This window comes from Marinobacter sp. (genome assembly GCF_041690455.1).
GTDB lineage: Bacteria > Pseudomonadota > Gammaproteobacteria > Pseudomonadales > Oleiphilaceae > Marinobacter.
Window position 1 is genome coordinate 1 of the sequence record NZ_JAWLHI010000082.1, and the last position, 15,702, is coordinate 15,702.

13 protein-coding genes and 1 pseudogene are annotated in these 15,702 nt (G+C 55.7%); 11 read left to right on the plus strand and 3 right to left on the minus strand.

All coding sequences use genetic code 11. From position 1 onward, the window contains the following. A pseudogene (locus tag ACESMW_RS16325) lies at positions 1 to 301 on the minus strand (FAD-binding oxidoreductase); the annotation flags it as partial. A 151-nt stretch (positions 302 to 452) separates the two neighbouring features. Here ACESMW_RS16325 and ACESMW_RS16330 point away from each other — a divergent pair. From ACESMW_RS16330 to ACESMW_RS16370, 9 genes are all read left to right on the plus strand, one after another. Further along, positions 453 to 845 carry a glutaredoxin family protein gene (locus tag ACESMW_RS16330; RefSeq protein WP_372988064.1) on the plus strand — a complete coding sequence of 131 codons (393 nt, stop codon included), beginning with the start codon at positions 453 to 455 and terminating at the stop codon, positions 843 to 845. A 197-nt stretch (positions 846 to 1,042) separates the two neighbouring features. Beyond that, positions 1,043 to 1,771: a UTRA domain-containing protein gene (locus tag ACESMW_RS16335; protein WP_372988065.1), complete on the plus strand. Its 729-nt coding sequence runs from the start codon at positions 1,043 to 1,045 to the stop codon at positions 1,769 to 1,771. Between the two features lie 97 nt (positions 1,772 to 1,868). After that, positions 1,869 to 3,101: an NAD(P)/FAD-dependent oxidoreductase gene (locus tag ACESMW_RS16340; RefSeq protein WP_372988066.1), complete on the plus strand. Its 1,233-nt coding sequence runs from the start codon at positions 1,869 to 1,871 to the stop codon at positions 3,099 to 3,101. 17 nt (positions 3,102 to 3,118) lie between these two features. Then, positions 3,119 to 4,270, plus strand: coding sequence for a 2-aminoethylphosphonate--pyruvate transaminase (locus ACESMW_RS16345; protein ID WP_372988067.1), 1,152 nt, complete (start codon positions 3,119 to 3,121; stop codon positions 4,268 to 4,270). Between the two features lie 19 nt (positions 4,271 to 4,289). Beyond that, positions 4,290 to 5,117: a phosphonoacetaldehyde hydrolase gene (gene phnX / locus ACESMW_RS16350; protein WP_372988068.1), complete on the plus strand. Its 828-nt coding sequence runs from the start codon at positions 4,290 to 4,292 to the stop codon at positions 5,115 to 5,117. A 130-nt stretch (positions 5,118 to 5,247) separates the two neighbouring features. Further along, positions 5,248 to 6,261, plus strand: coding sequence for a putative 2-aminoethylphosphonate ABC transporter substrate-binding protein (locus tag ACESMW_RS16355; RefSeq protein ID WP_372988069.1), 1,014 nt, complete (start codon positions 5,248 to 5,250; stop codon positions 6,259 to 6,261). Positions 6,262 to 6,347: 86 nt separating this feature from the next. Then, complete coding sequence (locus tag ACESMW_RS16360; protein WP_372988070.1) at positions 6,348 to 7,418, plus strand: putative 2-aminoethylphosphonate ABC transporter ATP-binding protein; 1,071 nt, start codon at positions 6,348 to 6,350, stop codon at positions 7,416 to 7,418. An 18-nt stretch (positions 7,419 to 7,436) separates the two neighbouring features. Next, positions 7,437 to 9,197, plus strand: a complete 1,761-nt coding sequence (locus tag ACESMW_RS16365; RefSeq protein ID WP_372988071.1) for a putative 2-aminoethylphosphonate ABC transporter permease subunit — start codon at positions 7,437 to 7,439, stop codon at positions 9,195 to 9,197. A 19-nt stretch (positions 9,198 to 9,216) separates the two neighbouring features. After that, positions 9,217 to 10,122: an EamA family transporter gene (locus ACESMW_RS16370; protein WP_372988072.1), complete on the plus strand. Its 906-nt coding sequence runs from the start codon at positions 9,217 to 9,219 to the stop codon at positions 10,120 to 10,122. 66 nt (positions 10,123 to 10,188) lie between these two features. Here ACESMW_RS16370 and ACESMW_RS16375 read toward each other — a convergent pair whose 3' ends face one another. Next, positions 10,189 to 10,851: an HAD family hydrolase gene (locus ACESMW_RS16375; RefSeq protein ID WP_372988073.1), complete on the minus strand. Its 663-nt coding sequence runs from the start codon at positions 10,849 to 10,851 to the stop codon at positions 10,189 to 10,191. Positions 10,852 to 11,500: 649 nt separating this feature from the next. On the opposite strand from ACESMW_RS16375, the gene ACESMW_RS16380 reads away from it, so the two are divergent. Together ACESMW_RS16380 and ACESMW_RS16385 are read left to right on the plus strand one after the other, a co-directional pair. Then, entirely contained in the window at positions 11,501 to 13,321 is a 1,821-nt protein-coding gene (locus ACESMW_RS16380; protein WP_372988074.1) for a putative bifunctional diguanylate cyclase/phosphodiesterase, read from the plus strand. A 115-nt stretch (positions 13,322 to 13,436) separates the two neighbouring features. Then, complete coding sequence (locus ACESMW_RS16385; RefSeq protein WP_372988075.1) at positions 13,437 to 15,206, plus strand: PAS domain S-box protein; 1,770 nt, start codon at positions 13,437 to 13,439, stop codon at positions 15,204 to 15,206. A 297-nt stretch (positions 15,207 to 15,503) separates the two neighbouring features. Here ACESMW_RS16385 and ACESMW_RS16390 read toward each other — a convergent pair. Further along, positions 15,504 to 15,702, minus strand: a 199-nt coding sequence (locus ACESMW_RS16390; protein ID WP_372988076.1) for a hypothetical protein, incomplete at its 5' end; no start/stop codon positions are given.

The window sequence follows — 15,702 nt, forward strand, 5'->3', positions numbered from 1 at the left end:
CTTCCCGCATCAGCATCCTGGCCATATCGGCGTAGGACTTTCCGTAGCTATGCACCAGGCGGTCGTAGGTGGTGGTGGAAACAATGTCTGAGAGATGTGCGGGGACTGACGATAACCGGGATGCCGGGAGGTCAAAGTCTTCAACCTTTGGTGGCTCAATCTCCACCACGCCTTCCGGCACGAACATTTTCGTAACGGTCTCGATCATGGCGTGTTCTTCAGGGTGCAAATCCTCATCTGCATAGCCCCAGCCCCAGAATCTCAGGGGTTTGCGAAGTGACTTTGTGCCGGATTCAGACATCGGATTCTCCATCAATGCGGGTTATGCCCCGTTACTCTGAACACTTCATCTTTTGAAATGATATCCTCGTACACGGTTATCGGGGACGCAAATCTTCCCTGAAGGCCGATATCTTCCAGGCCACCTTCAACGAGGAGTTCGAGCCTTACCCATGAGAGTTATTATTCGCTATTTTTTCCGCACCCTGCGTCTGGTACTGACGCCCTTCATGCTGGTCAGTGAAAAGCTCAGCACGCCCGAAAGCGTGACCCGCTCTGCTGAAGAGCAGGCCCGCGCCGACGAGGCCAGCAAGGATCTCGCCCTTTACCAGTTCAAGGCCTGCCCGTTCTGCATCAAGGTAAGAAAGGAAATCGCCCGGCTTGGCCTCAACATCGAAACCCGCGATGCCCAGCATGATCCGGAGCATCGTGCGGCGCTGGAGGCTGGCGGCGGCCGCATCAAAGTGCCCTGCCTCAAGATTCAACAGGAGGATGGCAGTGAGCGTTGGCTTTACGAGTCTGATGAGATCAAGGCGTGGTTGCAGGAGCGGTTTGAGCCGGTTTGATGGCAGTCGCTGATAGATTGGTACCTTGCTTCAGGTGATGCATCGGTAGATGTCACTCCCCGGAAACAGGTGCGCAACTGTTGGGAAATGGGTGGTCGGAATCAGGACAGCGGAGCAAAAAGCACCGAGTGGTTGTCATAATGGCGTGACCTGTCTGGTCTATATTGGATGGTTTTGTTGGGCTAAGGAGCGAGAGCATGCAGGATCGGGTCGATGGGGAAGGCGCTGCGCCTCTCTATCTTAGAGTGCGAGACCAATTGGCTGCGCGGATCGAGAAAGGGCTTTTAACGCCCAATACCCGGTTGCCCTCCGAGCGTATTCTCGCGGAAGAGCACAACACGACTCGGGTCACGGCCCGACTGGCACTGGCTCAGCTTGAAGCGGAAGGCCGTATCTACCGTTCAAACCGGCGAGGTTGGTTTGTGTCGCCTCCCAGATTGATCTACAAACCCACACATGACTACAGCTTCTCGGAGAATGTAACAGCGCAAGGCCGAGTTCCTGCAACCGAAACGCTAGACGTGACACCCACGCAGGCTGGCACCTGGTTGGCTGCCCGGACCGGCCTTACGGTTGGTGACCCGATTGTCTGGCTTCGGCGCCGCCGGCAGATTGATGATCGACCGGTATTGGTCGAGAACATTTACCTGAATCCCAAGCGTCTGCCAGGTATTGAAACCTACAACTTCGACCGCTCCCTCTGGAAGTTGCTGCGAGAGCAGTATGGCGTGGAGTTACGCGGTAAACAGATCGAAATGTATCCGACGGCGTTGGTGGATCCGCAAGCCAGTGCAATTGGGGTGACAGCGGGTACAGCCGGTCTCTATGTTACCCGCTGCAGTCGGGATGCCGACGGCTGTTTCGTAGAGTTTGATGAAGAGTTCTGGTTGCACGATGCGTTGAGCATCCAGGTCGACGTGAGCTGATCCGAGCCGACCTTGCCGCTGGACTGTCATCAGGCCTTCATTAAATCGTCATAGTTCCTCGCCAAACTGGTCTATACCAGATTAGCGAGGAGCAATCATGCCCACAGTCAATCACCCGGATGTCGTTATCATTGGAGGCGGCATCCTTGGGTGCGCCATAGCCCGTTATCTCAGTCGGGTGCCCGGCCTCAGCGCTGTCGTTATTGAGCGCCATGGTCTGGGTGAGCAGACGACCAGCCACGCTGCGGCACTTCTGACCCGTATTCGACCGCATCGCGCACTGACGGATATGGTGATGGAAACCTTCCGGGCCATTGAAGAGCTGGGCGAGGATCGGAATGAGCCGCTGCCCCTGAGAAAAGTGGGTAGTCTGCAGGTCTCGGAGTACCCCGGTGGACAGCGTCAGATTGAACAAACTGCCCAGCGAGCCGATGAGGCAGGAGTGTCCGCTGAACGGATCGGCAGCTCCGATGCAATGCGACTTGCTCCCTGGCTTGAGCTGGCATCAGATACGTCTGCCCTATGGTTGCCAGACGACGGTTACATTGACTCCTATACTCTCTGCCAGGCCTATGCCGCCGACGCCAGGCGCAATGGCGCCCGGATTCTTTTGAACCGGACGGTCTGCGAACTCCTGAGGAACGGTTCGAAGGTCACGGGCGTGCGCCTCGCAAATGGCGAGACGATCTTTGCCGGAACTGTCATTGATGCTGCCGGTCCCTGGAGCACGGCGCTGGCAATGCAGGCGGGAATTCACCTTGGCATGGCTCCGGTTCGCAGCCATTACTGGATATCCGCACCACACTCACGTGTGACCACCGACGGCCCGATGACGATTCTGCCCGATAGCGGCGCCTACGCCCGCCCGGAAGTGGGCGGATTGTTATTCGGGCTACGAGACCCGCAATCGGTCGTGGCTCATCCCAATGCTTTACCAGACAACCTCCAGGGTTTTCGTTTCGATACGGACCCGACGGGCGACCTGGCCCTTGAAGGCGGCTACGAGGCACTTCGCTCACAGCTTCCCGTGCTGGACGAGTTACAACTGGCTCACTACGTCAGCAATGTCTCTAGTTACACGCCGGATGGTTTTACCCTGCTGGGCCCAATGCCGGGTGTCGAGGGTTTCATGGCCGCCACCGGCTGCTCCGGCGCGGGTATCGGCATGTCCGGTGGTATCGGCCGGTTAGTCGCTGAGCTGGCAACCAACCAGAGCACCTTCGTAACCCCCGAACCGTTCCGCCTGGATCGCTTCGGCGCCATTGATGCCTACAGCCCCGATTTCATCCGCCGCTGCGCCGAGGCTCGCGCCCGCAAGCGCACCGGCTAAATCTGATGGAGATCTCCATGACCCAGAAAGATCCGTATCTGCTCACTCCCGGTCCATTGACCACCAGCCTCTCCGTGAAACAGGCCATGTTGCACGATTGGGGCTCCTGGGATAGCGACTTCAACGGCCTAACAGCCGAAATGTGTGAGCGATTATTGAACGTAGCAGGCGGCAGTGCCAGCCATGTCTGCGTGCCCATGCAGGGCAGCGGCACATTTGCGGTGGAAGCCACGCTTGGTACGGTGATTCCTCCAGCCAGTACAACCCTGGTATTGATGAACGGAGCCTACGGGCAGCGGATCGGCAAAATTCTCGACACGCTGGGGCGCCCGTATCTGGCCATTGATAAGGGGGATTACCACCCGCCGCGCGGCGACGAGGTTGCCGTTGCCTTACAAGAGCATCCCGAGATTGAACAGGTTGTGGTGGTTCACTGTGAAACCAGCTCCGGCATTCTTAATCCGATCGAAGAGATTGCCGAAGTGTGCCGACAGGCACGCAAGCGCCTGATCATCGACAGCATGAGCGCCTTTGGCGCCTTGCCGATCAATGTGGTCGAGCTGCCCTGTGCGGCCCTCGTGTCGTCAGCCAACAAGTGCTTCGAGGGTGTGCCGGGTTTCGGCTTCGCCATTGTTGAACGGGAATTGCTATCGGCATCAGCCGGTCAGTGTCATAGCCTGTCCCTCGATCTCCATGACCAGTGGCAATACATGGAAAAAACCGGGCAGTGGCGCTACACCCCGCCCACCCATGTGGTGGGCGCCTTTCTCCAGGCCATGCGCGAACACGAAGCCGAGGGTGGTGTGGACGGACGTCTGGCCCGCTACAGCCGCAATCGGGATCGTCTGGTGGGTGGCCTTCGTGAGATCGGCTTCCGGACATTGCTGGCGGACGAGTGGCTGTCGCCTATCATCACCACCTTTCTGTCTCCGAACAGCCCGGCATTTGAATTCCGTCGCTTCTACGACGCGATCAAAGCTCGTGGTTTCCTCATTTACCCCGGCAAACTCACCGTTGCGGACAGTTTTCGGGTGGGCTGCATTGGCCAGCTCCACGATGAACAGATTGACGCCGTTATTACCGCAGTTGCCGAGGCCTGCCAGGAGCTCGGCCTGTCGATACCCGTTGCGGCGCCCGCTGTTGCACCCGACAACCTCGAAACCGTCTGAATTCTGAAGGGAGAACGTTATGCATACCTATACCCGTCGTTACACTGGGCCGCTCCAGGCGGTGATTATGGACCTCGCCGGCACCTGCGTGGACTTTGGATCACTGGCGCCCATCCAGGCTTTTATGAAGCTGTTCGAAGCAGAAGGCATCGACCTGTCCGAAGCGGAAGCCCGTGAGCCCATGGGCACTGAAAAACGCGAACACATCCGCCGCATACTGGCGATGCCACGAATCCGAAACCAGTGGCGCAATGCTTTCGGCAGTGAGCCTGAGCGCCCGGATATTGATCGACTCTATAACGCCTTTCTGCCGCTGCAGACAGCGGCCATTGCTGAACGCACCAAGTTGGTCCCTGGGGCCCTGGCTCTGCAGGAGCAACTCCGTGAACAGGGCATCAAACTCGGTGTGAATACCGGATACAGCCGCGAAATGGTGAACGTAATGCTGCCAGGGCTGGCTGCCCAGGGCTTTGAGCCGGAAAGCGTCGTTGTGGCAACGGAAGTACCTCAGGGAAGGCCGGCGCCTCATATGAGTTTTAAAAATGCGCTCGAACTGGGAATCACCGCCGTGCAGGGCTGCGTGAAAGTTGACGACACGACTACAGGTATTGAAGAGGGCTTGAACGCCGGTATGTGGACAGTGGCGGTTGTGGCGTCCGGGAATGCGGTAGGGCTCAGCGAGGAGCAGCTTTCCGCCCTTAGCGAGGCTGAACGAGCGGAAATTCTGGTTCGCGGGCATCGTGTGATGGCGCAGTCAGCGGCCCACTATGTGATTGACTCCATTATGGATTTGCCGAATGTGCTCGCCGATATTGGACGGCGGTTGCAAGCCGGTGAACATCCGTAAGCGATGGCCAAGGAAACGTCACATCGCTGTCACGTCCTTGCAATCAAATAGCTCTAAGGTAGTGGTGATCGAAACTGGTATAGACCAGAAAGAGAGCGCCTCAACCTGACCTCGTAATAAGGAGACTTGCGTGAAACACCTCAAAAAAGCCCTTGCCCTGACCACACTGGCTGTCGCCATGAATGCCAATGCCCAGACCGAACTGACCGTGTACACAGCGGTTGAAGCAGAGGACCTCCAAAAATACGCCGAGCGCTTCAACGAAGACCATCCGGACATCAAGATCAACTGGGTTCGCGATTCCACCGGCGTTGTCACCGCGCGCCTGCTGGCAGAAAAGCAGAACTCCCAGGCGGATGTGGTCTGGGGACTGGCAGGCACCAGCCTGCTGCTGCTGAAAAATGAAGGTATGTTGGTTCCCTATGCGCCGGAAGGGCTGGAAAAATTGTCTCCGAAATTTCGCGACCGCGATGAAACACCTTCCTGGGTGGGTATGGATGCGTGGATGGCCGCCATCTGTGTGAACACCATCGAAGCTGAAAAAAACAACCTGCCAATGCCCTCCAGCTGGGATGATCTGACCAAGCCGGTATACGAGGGCCATGTGGTTATGCCGAACCCGAATTCCTCCGGTACCGGCTTCCTGGACGTCTCTGCATGGCTTCAGATGATGGGTGAGGACAAAGGCTGGGAGTTCATGGACGGGCTGCACCAGAACATCAGCCGTTACACCCACTCCGGTTCCAAGCCTTGCAAGATGGCGGCTTCCGGAGAGACCACTATAGGCGTTTCCTTCGCTTTCCGTGGTGCCCGCCTAAAGGAACAGGGCGCGCCGCTTGAACTGGTGTTTCCTGAAGAAGGCCTGGGTTGGGAAGTGGAAGCGACTGCGATTGTCGACGGGACGGACAAGATGGAAGCCGCCCAAACGCTGGTTGACTGGTCCATCACCCGCAAGGCCATGGAAATGTACAACGAAGGCTACGCCATCGTGGGCATGCCGGGTGTGGCACAGCCGGTAAAGTATTTTCCGGAAAACGCGGACGAGCTGATCATCAACAACGACTTTGGTTGGGCGGCCAGTAACCGTGAGGCCATCCTGGCTGAATGGGCGCGTCGTTACGACGGCAAATCCGAAGCAAAGTGAGTTGGCGGGTCGGGCGCTAGCCCGGTAAGCCAAGGCGGTGCCCGGTTTCGGGCGCCGCGCCAGATTATTCAAGAGCAGGGGGTACCATGAACCAGAAAACCCAGGGAAGCCGCCTGGAAATCCAGGGCGTCAACAAGTTCTTTGGCGATTTTTGCGCGCTGAAGGATATCAATCTCACCATTGAACCGGGTGAGCTGGTGTGTTTCCTCGGGCCATCCGGATGTGGAAAGACCACCCTGCTTCGCATCATTGCGGGGCTTGAGCACCAGAGTGGAGGGCTGCTCCACCAGGGCGAGACGGACATCTCCCTGAAGCCGCCCCGGGAGCGTGACTTTGGCATTGTGTTCCAGTCCTACGCCCTGTTTCCGAACATGACGGTCACCGACAACATCGCCTACGGATTACGCAGTATCGGCATGCCGAGGGCCCAAGTCCGCAGCCGGGTCGATGAACTACTGGCTCTTGTCGGGCTTGAAGACCAGGCCAGCAAATACCCCGCGCAGTTATCCGGTGGCCAACAGCAACGGGTTGCCCTGGCACGCGCCCTGGCGCCGTCGCCAGGCCTGCTGCTACTTGATGAGCCATTGTCGGCGCTGGATGCCAAAGTGCGACATCACCTGCGCAGTGAAATCCGTAGCCTCCAGAAGCAACTGGGTGTCACTACCATCATGGTAACCCACGATCAGGAAGAAGCCCTGGCGATGGCCGACCGGGTGGTGGTTATGAACAATGGCGTGATTGAGCAGGTCGGTACGCCACTGGACATATACCAGCAACCTGCGTCCGCCTTTGTGGCCTCTTTTATTGGTGCCATGAATTTTATCGACAGCGCTCCTCTGAATGGGCAGCGCGTGAAGGTCGGAAACCGCGAGCTGGAACTGGTCCGGCCATTGCCCACAGCCGAGGGTTGTATCCAGCTGGCCATCCGGCCAGAAGATGTTCACCTCTTACCCAAGGGGGATGGCGAATGGGAAGGGGAGGTTCAGGCCCTGGATTATCTGGGCGCCTTCATCCGGACACACATTCGCCTGAGGGACATTGAGCTGGACCTGGTGGTGGATGTGGACCCACGTTCCGCGCGTCGGCTTGATCTGCGCGTTGGCGGATGTATCTGCCTCAATTTGCCTTCCGACGCCCTGCACTGCTTCGCTGCGTGACGGGCTGCGGAGTTCCGAATGTCTGAGTCCGACCCCGGTAAGTTTTCCATGATTGATACTCCCACGCTTTCGACATCGACCACACGCAATTGGCCGACCCTGGCGGAATTACGCCGGAGGCTCGCCGGCCGTTGGGTGTTTGCAGTGTTGCTGGTAACCGGTTGTCTGGTTCTGACCCTGCTGGTGCTCGCACCCCTCTACACACTGCTTTCGAAAAGTGTCGAGAACAAGGCCGGTGAATTTGTCGGGCTGGAAAACTTTGCCCACTACCTGAGTTCCGGCGGTATCGAATCTGCATTCTTCAATTCCCTCTGGGTGGCCGGGCTCAGCACTGTGATTGTAGTTTCGCTGGCCTTCATGGCGGCCTGGGCACTGACCCGCACGCGCTTGCCATTCACCGGCTGGGTTCGTGGTGTCCTGGTGTTACCGATCCTGGCGCCGTCGCTGTTGCCGGCGATCAGCCTGGTGTACCTGTTCGGCAATCAGGGCGTACTAAAAAGTTGGCTGTTCGGCGCTGAAATCTATGGGCCGATTGGCATTATCATGGGCTCCTGCTTCTGGACCTTTCCCCACGCCCTGATGATCTTGCTGACGGCGATGGACAACGCCGATGGGCGCCATTACGAAGCAGCTACCGCCTTGAAAGCCAGCCCATGGCGCACCTTCTGGACTGTAACGGTGCCCGGTGCCCGCTATGGGCTAGTGAGCGCGGGGTTCGTCGTGTTTACGCTGGTGATTACGGATTTCGGCGTGCCCAAGGTGATTGGTGGACAGTTCGATGTCCTCGCCACGGACATCTACAAGCAGGTGATCGGGCAGCAGAAATTCGAGATGGGCGCGGTGGTCAGCGTGCTGTTGCTGTTGCCGGCCATGCTGGCCTTCATCGCCGACCGCTATGTGCAGCGCAAACAATCCGCAAGCTTTACGGCCAGATCCGTGCCCTACAAGCCCCGCCAGGATCGCAAGCGGGACGCCCTGGGAGCACTGATGCTGACACCGACCGTGATGTTCATTTTCGCCATCATCGGCATGGCTATCTACGCATCATTCGTTACCTTCTGGCCCTACAACCTCGACCTTAGCCTAAATAACTACCAATTCGGCCGTATGGATGGCGGTGGTTGGGGGGCTTACACCAACAGCCTGCAGATGGCGCTGGGCACCATGGTACTCGGAACTGTACTGGTCTTCTTCAACGCCTGGCTGATGGAACGCACACCACAGTCGAGGCTGCTGACCGGGGTATTCCAGTTTCTTTCGCTGCTGCCGCTGGCGGTTCCCGGCCTTGTGCTGGGGCTGTCCTACATCTTTTTCTTCAACCACCCGGACAACCCGATCAACGGCATTTACGGGACCCTGTTCATCCTGATTCTCTGCACTGTCACGCACTTCTACGCGGTTTCCCACCTCACGGCAGTCACGGCGCTGAAGCAACTAGACCAGGAGTTCGAGGCGGTGGGGGAGTCGCTCAATGCTTCCCGATGGCGGGTGCTGTTCACGGTCACGCTGCCCCTGTGCCTGCCAGCCATCCTGGATGTCGCCCTGTACCTGTTTGTGAATGCCATGACCACAGTCTCAGCAGTTGTATTCCTTTACGGCCACGACTCCCAATTGGCCTCGGTGGCTGTGCTGAACATGGACGAGGCCGGTGATATCGCCCCGGCGGCGGCCATGGCCATCCTGATCACGGCAACCTGTGCAGTGGCGAAACTCATCCAGGGGGTACTGCGGTTCTGGGTGGACCGTTCTACCCGGGCGTGGCGGCAGGGCACGGAATGAGTCAGCAGCCTCAAACCCCATGACCATTACGGCGATTGTTATTGTTCTGGTGTCCGCCCTTGCCCACGCCGGCTGGAACCTGTTTGGCAAGAAGGTGAGCCCCAGCGGCGCGTTCTTCTGGTACAGCACCCTGTGGGGTGCACTCCTGACCCTGCCGGTACTGGTGTACTACCGCCCGTTGTTGCATGAACTGGATTCGGGTATCTGGTGTTTGGTGGTTGCCACCGGTTTTTTCCAGGCAACCTATCTCAGCTTTTTGGCTGCGGCCTACCGCCATGGCGAACTGTCGGTGGTGTACCCCCTGGCGCGCTCATCGCCCCTGTTGATCCTGTTGGTCGGCACTCTGTTCCTGGGCACGGCCGAAACCATTACCGCCGCCGCCGTCGCCGGTATTATTCTGATTGTGGCGGGGTGCATCATCTTGCCTATGCACCGGTTCCGGGATTTCCGTCTAACTAACTACCGCAACCTCGCCACCCTGTTCGCCCTTCTCGCTGCTGCCAGCACCGCCGGATACTCGCTCGTCGACGACAACGCCACGGATCAGATGCGAGACCTACTTGATGGTATCGCGTTGGATGGGGAGGTGGCGTTTGTTTTTGTCATCCTCCAGGCTTGGTCGGCCCTGATATGGCTCAGTCTTGGCCTGATCCTGCAGGCAACCGAACGACGGCTTTTAACGGAACTGGTCTCGAACTGGCGCAGCACCATGGCAGCGGGAGTATTGATCCTCGGCACCTACGTACTGGTTGTGTGGGCCATGGCCTATGCGGATGACGTCAGCTACGTGGTAGCCTTCAGGCAAGTCAGCATTCCTATCGGCGTTGCACTGGGCTGGTATTTCCTTGAAGAACCTCTGCACGCGCCCAAATTATTCGGCGTGCTGACCATTCTTGCGGGATTGCTGCTGGTGGTTCTGGGGTGATGGTTCGCCTTGATTCCGTTTGGGAGAGGCAAAGCGTCGCTTTTGCTAGATTGAGGTAACGAAGGGTCATGCCTGTACCACCTCATCAATGAGCACACGCCAGCCTTTTCGCCTTGCGTAGCGCTCCAGAATCGGATCCGGATTCACGGCAACGGGATAGTCCACAGATCTCAAAAGGGGAAGGTCGTTATGGGAGTCTGAGTAGAACCAGACCTTCTCAGGGACGTCGTTGCGCGTCGAGATCCACTCCTTGAAGGCAGTCACTTTGCCATCCCTGAATGGGCGCCGGGTTCCGATGGTGCCTTTGAGGTTGTCGTCCTGCCATTCCACCTGTACGCCGATGTCGTCATCAACGCCGAGGTGTCGGGCGATGGGCGAGACCAGATGCTCTCCCGTTGCCGAGATAATGAGCAGATCGTGCCCTTGGGCTTTGTGCCAGGCTACGCGCTCCCGGCCTGTTGGAAGCACGCGTGGAGGGATCACCTCCTTTACGAATCGATCAATCAGCGCCTCCACCTGGTCCCGCTGCCAACCCTGAATAGGTGCAAGGCTGTATTCCATGTATTCCTGGAGATCCAGGTCGCCGTTGGTATAGGCACTCATGAACGCGCGATTCCTTGCCTCAGACTCGGGGGCGGCATCTATAGCTTCAGCGCGGAGGAATTCGGTGAACAATTGAGAACTGTCGCCCCGAATCAGGGTTTCGTCCAGGTCGAAAATTGCAAGCATGCAGCACTCCTTTGGTATATACCAGAGTGTACTTCAGGCCTGTTACGAGTTTGTTACGGGGCAAGTTGCAAAGTTCATTGTCCAGACAGTTTGGACGCGAGTGAAGCGCCATTTCGTCAGGCAAATAGAGGAACGCCTGACCCAGGGCATGGATCGTAGTTTGATATGAAACCTGGGTGGCTTCAGGTTCGGGAATTGGGGGAAATCCAAAGCTGAATTTCTCCAAAGGTGAGTGTTGGTTTATCCGCCTGAATTTTCGCTTGGGTTCTACCCCATTGCTGCGGACATTCCTTAAAAGAGGCTGAATTTCGCCGAAGGAGAGTCGTTGCCTATCCGTCTGAATGTTCGCTTTGCGACCTTACCAATGTTTTGTTAGTAAGGATGCATGTTTATCAGTTCTCACCTTCATCGGCGACTGGGGCGTGAATGCTCCTATGCCGACCTAAACTGATTAAGTTCAGGAACCATCGCCAACCCGACAACTTCGTAGGCAAGCCCGGAAAACCACTTCTGGGAAATTGTTAAATGTTGTCGCAGGTCATTTTTGAGTGATCAAAATTCAAGCTTGGGAAGTAACATAATAACGCTGAGCAATATCATATCGATATAACCAATTGTTAGGTCCAGGGCTTTCCAGGAAAACAGTCTTATGCATAGGGGACACACCTCGCAAGAATTGTCGGAAATCGAGAGTCGAAGACTCTTTGAACTTCAAAGCCTGGACATTCTTGACACGCCTGACGAGGACCGGTTCGACCGTATAACTCGCCTGGCATCAGCTTTTTTCAAAGCTCCAACAGCGTTGGTGAGCCTTGTCGATCAGAATCGCCAGTGGTTTAAGTCAAGGGTTGGCATGGACGCCTGCGAGACCTCCAGAAATATCGCGGTGTGCCATTATGCGATTGAGGAAAAACGATTTCTTGTAGTAAATGACTTATCGCGCGACCCAAGATTTCACGATAACCCGTTCGTGAAGGATCAGGGGATGCGTTTTTATGCCGGCGCAGTGTTGCGAAGTACGAGCGGTTATGCCGTTGGAACGCTTTGCATCTTGGATACTAAGCCCAGAGAATTCTCCGATCAGGAACTGGACTTTTTGCTTCAATTTGCCCAGCTTGTTGAAAGGGAGCTGAATGAGGGCACACGCCTCGAAAGCTGGCGCAATCAACTGTTCCAGCAAACGCTGTTCGACCCGTGCTCTGAGCTCCCCGGCAGGCGGCTCTTTCTGGAGCAAAGCCGTGCCCTGATGAGCAGTATTCAGCAGGCTGCGATGGTCGTCGTGAGAATCAACAATTACGCGATCTCCGCGCTTGACCTGTCTCTGGAAGAACAAACGTTACTGAATCGCGAGATTGCAGACCACATCCGCAGTCTATTCGATAATGCGAGTGTTTCGGGCGATTTGGGCGATGGTCGCTATTGCGCGCTGATAGCCATTACAAACCCGGAAACTGAATCTACCGATAACCTGCAGCACCAAAGATACCTTCAGGAACTTCAAGTTGCTTTCTCACAGCCTTTCACTCTGGACGGGAGAAGCATTATCCCGACCGTGGGCATCAGCCTTTATCCTGGCGATGGTGAAAATCCAGAACAGTTGCTGATCAAGTCAGATCTGGCCAGGCCGAAGCGGGCGTTGCCCGGCACTGTTTCGTTCTACTGTTCCGAAACTGCTGCGCTACATCAACGTTCGGTAGACATTGAGACTAGACTCAGAGAAGCAACCCGCAACGAGTCTCTGACCCTCTGCTATCAGCCGAAATACTGTCTTGCCGATGGAAAGATCTGCGGCGTGGAAGCCCTGTTGCGCTGGCACGATCCATCGCTTGGGCGCATCGGGCCAGACGAATTCATTCCAGTCGCCGAGAAAACGGGCCTGATTCATGAAATAACTTCTTGGGTGATGGAGCGGGCATGGCAACAGGTTCCGGAGCTCAGGCAGTATCTGAAAACAGAAAACATTGCGGTGGCGATTAATCTCTCTGCCCAGGATCTTCTTAAACCGGCGTTCCCTGAGTGGGTAGAACGTGCCTTGAGGTGGCATAACCTCTCTGGCGATTCAGTCGTGTTTGAGATTACGGAGAGCAGCCTCGTAGAGGACATTGAACAAGCAAAGCAGAACATGATGGCTTTGAAAAAACTGGGGATCACCTTCCATATCGACGACTTCGGCACAGGTTTTTCAAATCTGAGCCAACTTCATCAACTCCCGCTTGACGCATTGAAAGTCGACAAAAGCTTTGTCAACCAGCTTGGCGAATCCGTGGATGGCGATATTGTCTGCCGCAGTATCATTGCGCTCGCCAAATCCTTGAATCTGCGAGTGATTGCCGAAGGTGTGGAGAATGCTGTACAGCTGAAAACGCTAACTGAGTTGGGCTGTGATGCCGTACAGGGTTTTCTGCTGGCAAGGCCGATGGAGGCCCGTGCACTTGAGCGTTTACCCTTGGCCCTATCGGACATTGTCTGATGCGATGCAGGCAAGCGCTCAAGGTTTTGTAGCAAAAGCCGTTAAATTGGACCGAGACTTTACGATTGCGATTTAAATTTGGTGATGAGCTTCACCGCGAATTCGGGATTTCAAGATGTTAAATGATTTGGTCGTTGATGGCCGTTACAAGAAAACGCTGGATCAGTCCATACACGCGGTTGTAAGTATCGATGCGCAGAACCGGGTCATATATTTCAATGATGCGGCGGAGCAGCTTTGGGGGTTTCAGAGGAGCGAGGTCCTCGGGCGAAACGTAAAAATGCTGGTGCCTGCAGAAATCAGAAGCAAGCATGATGGTTTCATAGAGCATCATCGCTCAACGGGCCAAAACCGGATTGTTGGCACTTCGCGGGATGTTCTGATGGAGTGCAAGGACGGGAGCAAAGCCTGGGTAAATATCGCTTTAACCCATGTACTGCACCGGGGTAAGTCAACATACACAGCCTTTGTCCATGACATCTCCGCTCAAAAGAGAGCCCAGGAAATTGTTAATCAAACGCTTGAACAAGCGCTTGACGCAGTAGTGACGATCGATGGTGATAACCTGATCACATTTGCCAATGCATCCGCGGAGAAACTCTGGGGTTACAGCCGTCAGGAGATGCTTGGTAAAAACGTGAAAATGCTGGTGCCCGAAGAGTATCGCAGCAACCATGATAGTTTTGTGAACCGCAACCGCGAAACGGGCGAGAACAAGATCGTCGGTTCTACTCGTGAGGTCCCGGTAGTACGTAAAAATGGTGAGCACCGATGGGGCAGCTTTGCCATCTCGAAAATCCGGCTTCCTGAAGGAGAGATTCAGTACACAGCTTTTGTAAAAGACGTGACCGAGGAGGTTGAGCGTCGTGAAGAGTTCAAAATGCTGTCGATGGTTGCTGATGAAACGGATAACGCTGTCATCATAACTGATGCTGCAGGCCGGACAAGATACGTAAACCAGGGCTTCGAAAAACTAACCGGTTATTCGCCGGAGGAGATGCGGGGAAGGAAACCGGGCGAGTTGTTGCAAGGCCCAGGCACAAACCCGGAAACAGTTGAAAAGATCTCCCAGAGACTCAAAAATCGCGAACCCTTTTACGATGAGCTGCTGAACTATAACAAGCATGGCGAGGCTTACTGGATTTCAGTGTCAATAAACCCTGTCTTCGATGACGAGGGCAAGCTATCAAGTTTCATCTCTATTCAGGCCGACATAACAGAGTCAAAACAAAGGGCCTTGGAAGCGGAAAGACGGTTTGAGGCTATCAGCGTCAGTAACGGCATCATGCAATGGAGCCTTACAGGAGAACCGGAATCTTTCAATAGCTATATGCTCACGCATCTTGGATCTGAGGATCCGAATAACGCTGAAATCCGTTCAAACAATCTGAAAGTGATGCTTGGCGAGGAGGATTTCGCCAGAGTTTTGAATGGAGAACAGGTAAAGAATTTACTGGTCTTTAAAGGCGCGAACAGAGAACAGAAACGCTTCGATACGGTCGTCGCTCCGATATTCAATTCGGAAGGCAAAATCAAATATCTCGTGTCCTACGGCATCGACGTGACTAGCCGCGCCAAAGCCGTTGAGGTCACGGAACTAGAAATGGACAAGGTAGAGGCCTCCAGCAGCGAGATTCAGCAGATAATTGGAGTTATCAATGGCATCGCCGAACAAACGAACCTGCTGGCTCTCAATGCGGCGATCGAAGCTGCACGGGCAGGCGACGCTGGGCGCGGTTTTGCGGTTGTCGCGGACGAGGTTCGGCAGTTGGCGAAACGCTCTGGTGAATCTGCCTCTGAGATACGTCGTCTGGTTGACCAAACCAATCAGCGCGTCCGCGCCCTTGCCGATGCTCTTCAATCCCTGAACGGTGAGGACGAGTGAGGCATTGCCAAGCCGGGAAAAGCCCCATTTGGTTCTACAGTCTGGGATGACGGCCTAGAATATTGACACGCTGACGCAACATCGGTGGCTGGGTCAGCACTGGGGATTGTCCGGTTCGTGGTGGATCTAGATTCTAGGAAGTCCGGCGGCGGGGTCTTTTGGGGTTGCCGCTTTGGTCGAGCGGCTTTTTGCTCCTCGGCCATCGCCTGATCTGGTTTGACGTCGATGGCAGCGAGGGCACCGTTCACTGCTAGCATTTCCAAAAATCTGAACGTTCGCTTTGCGACCGTAGCGACCTCAATGAATCTTCTTTTCCGGAGGCGCGGTGGTTTCGTTCAGTGCAAAGGTCAGACTGCGATCGCCCCAATTTCCTTCCGAATTTGTACGGACACACAGTGGACACAATTTGGACACAGCCAAATAAAAAAGGCCTGCGTTTTCACGCAAGCCTTTGAAAATAATGGCGCGCCCGATAGGATTCGAACCTATGACCTTT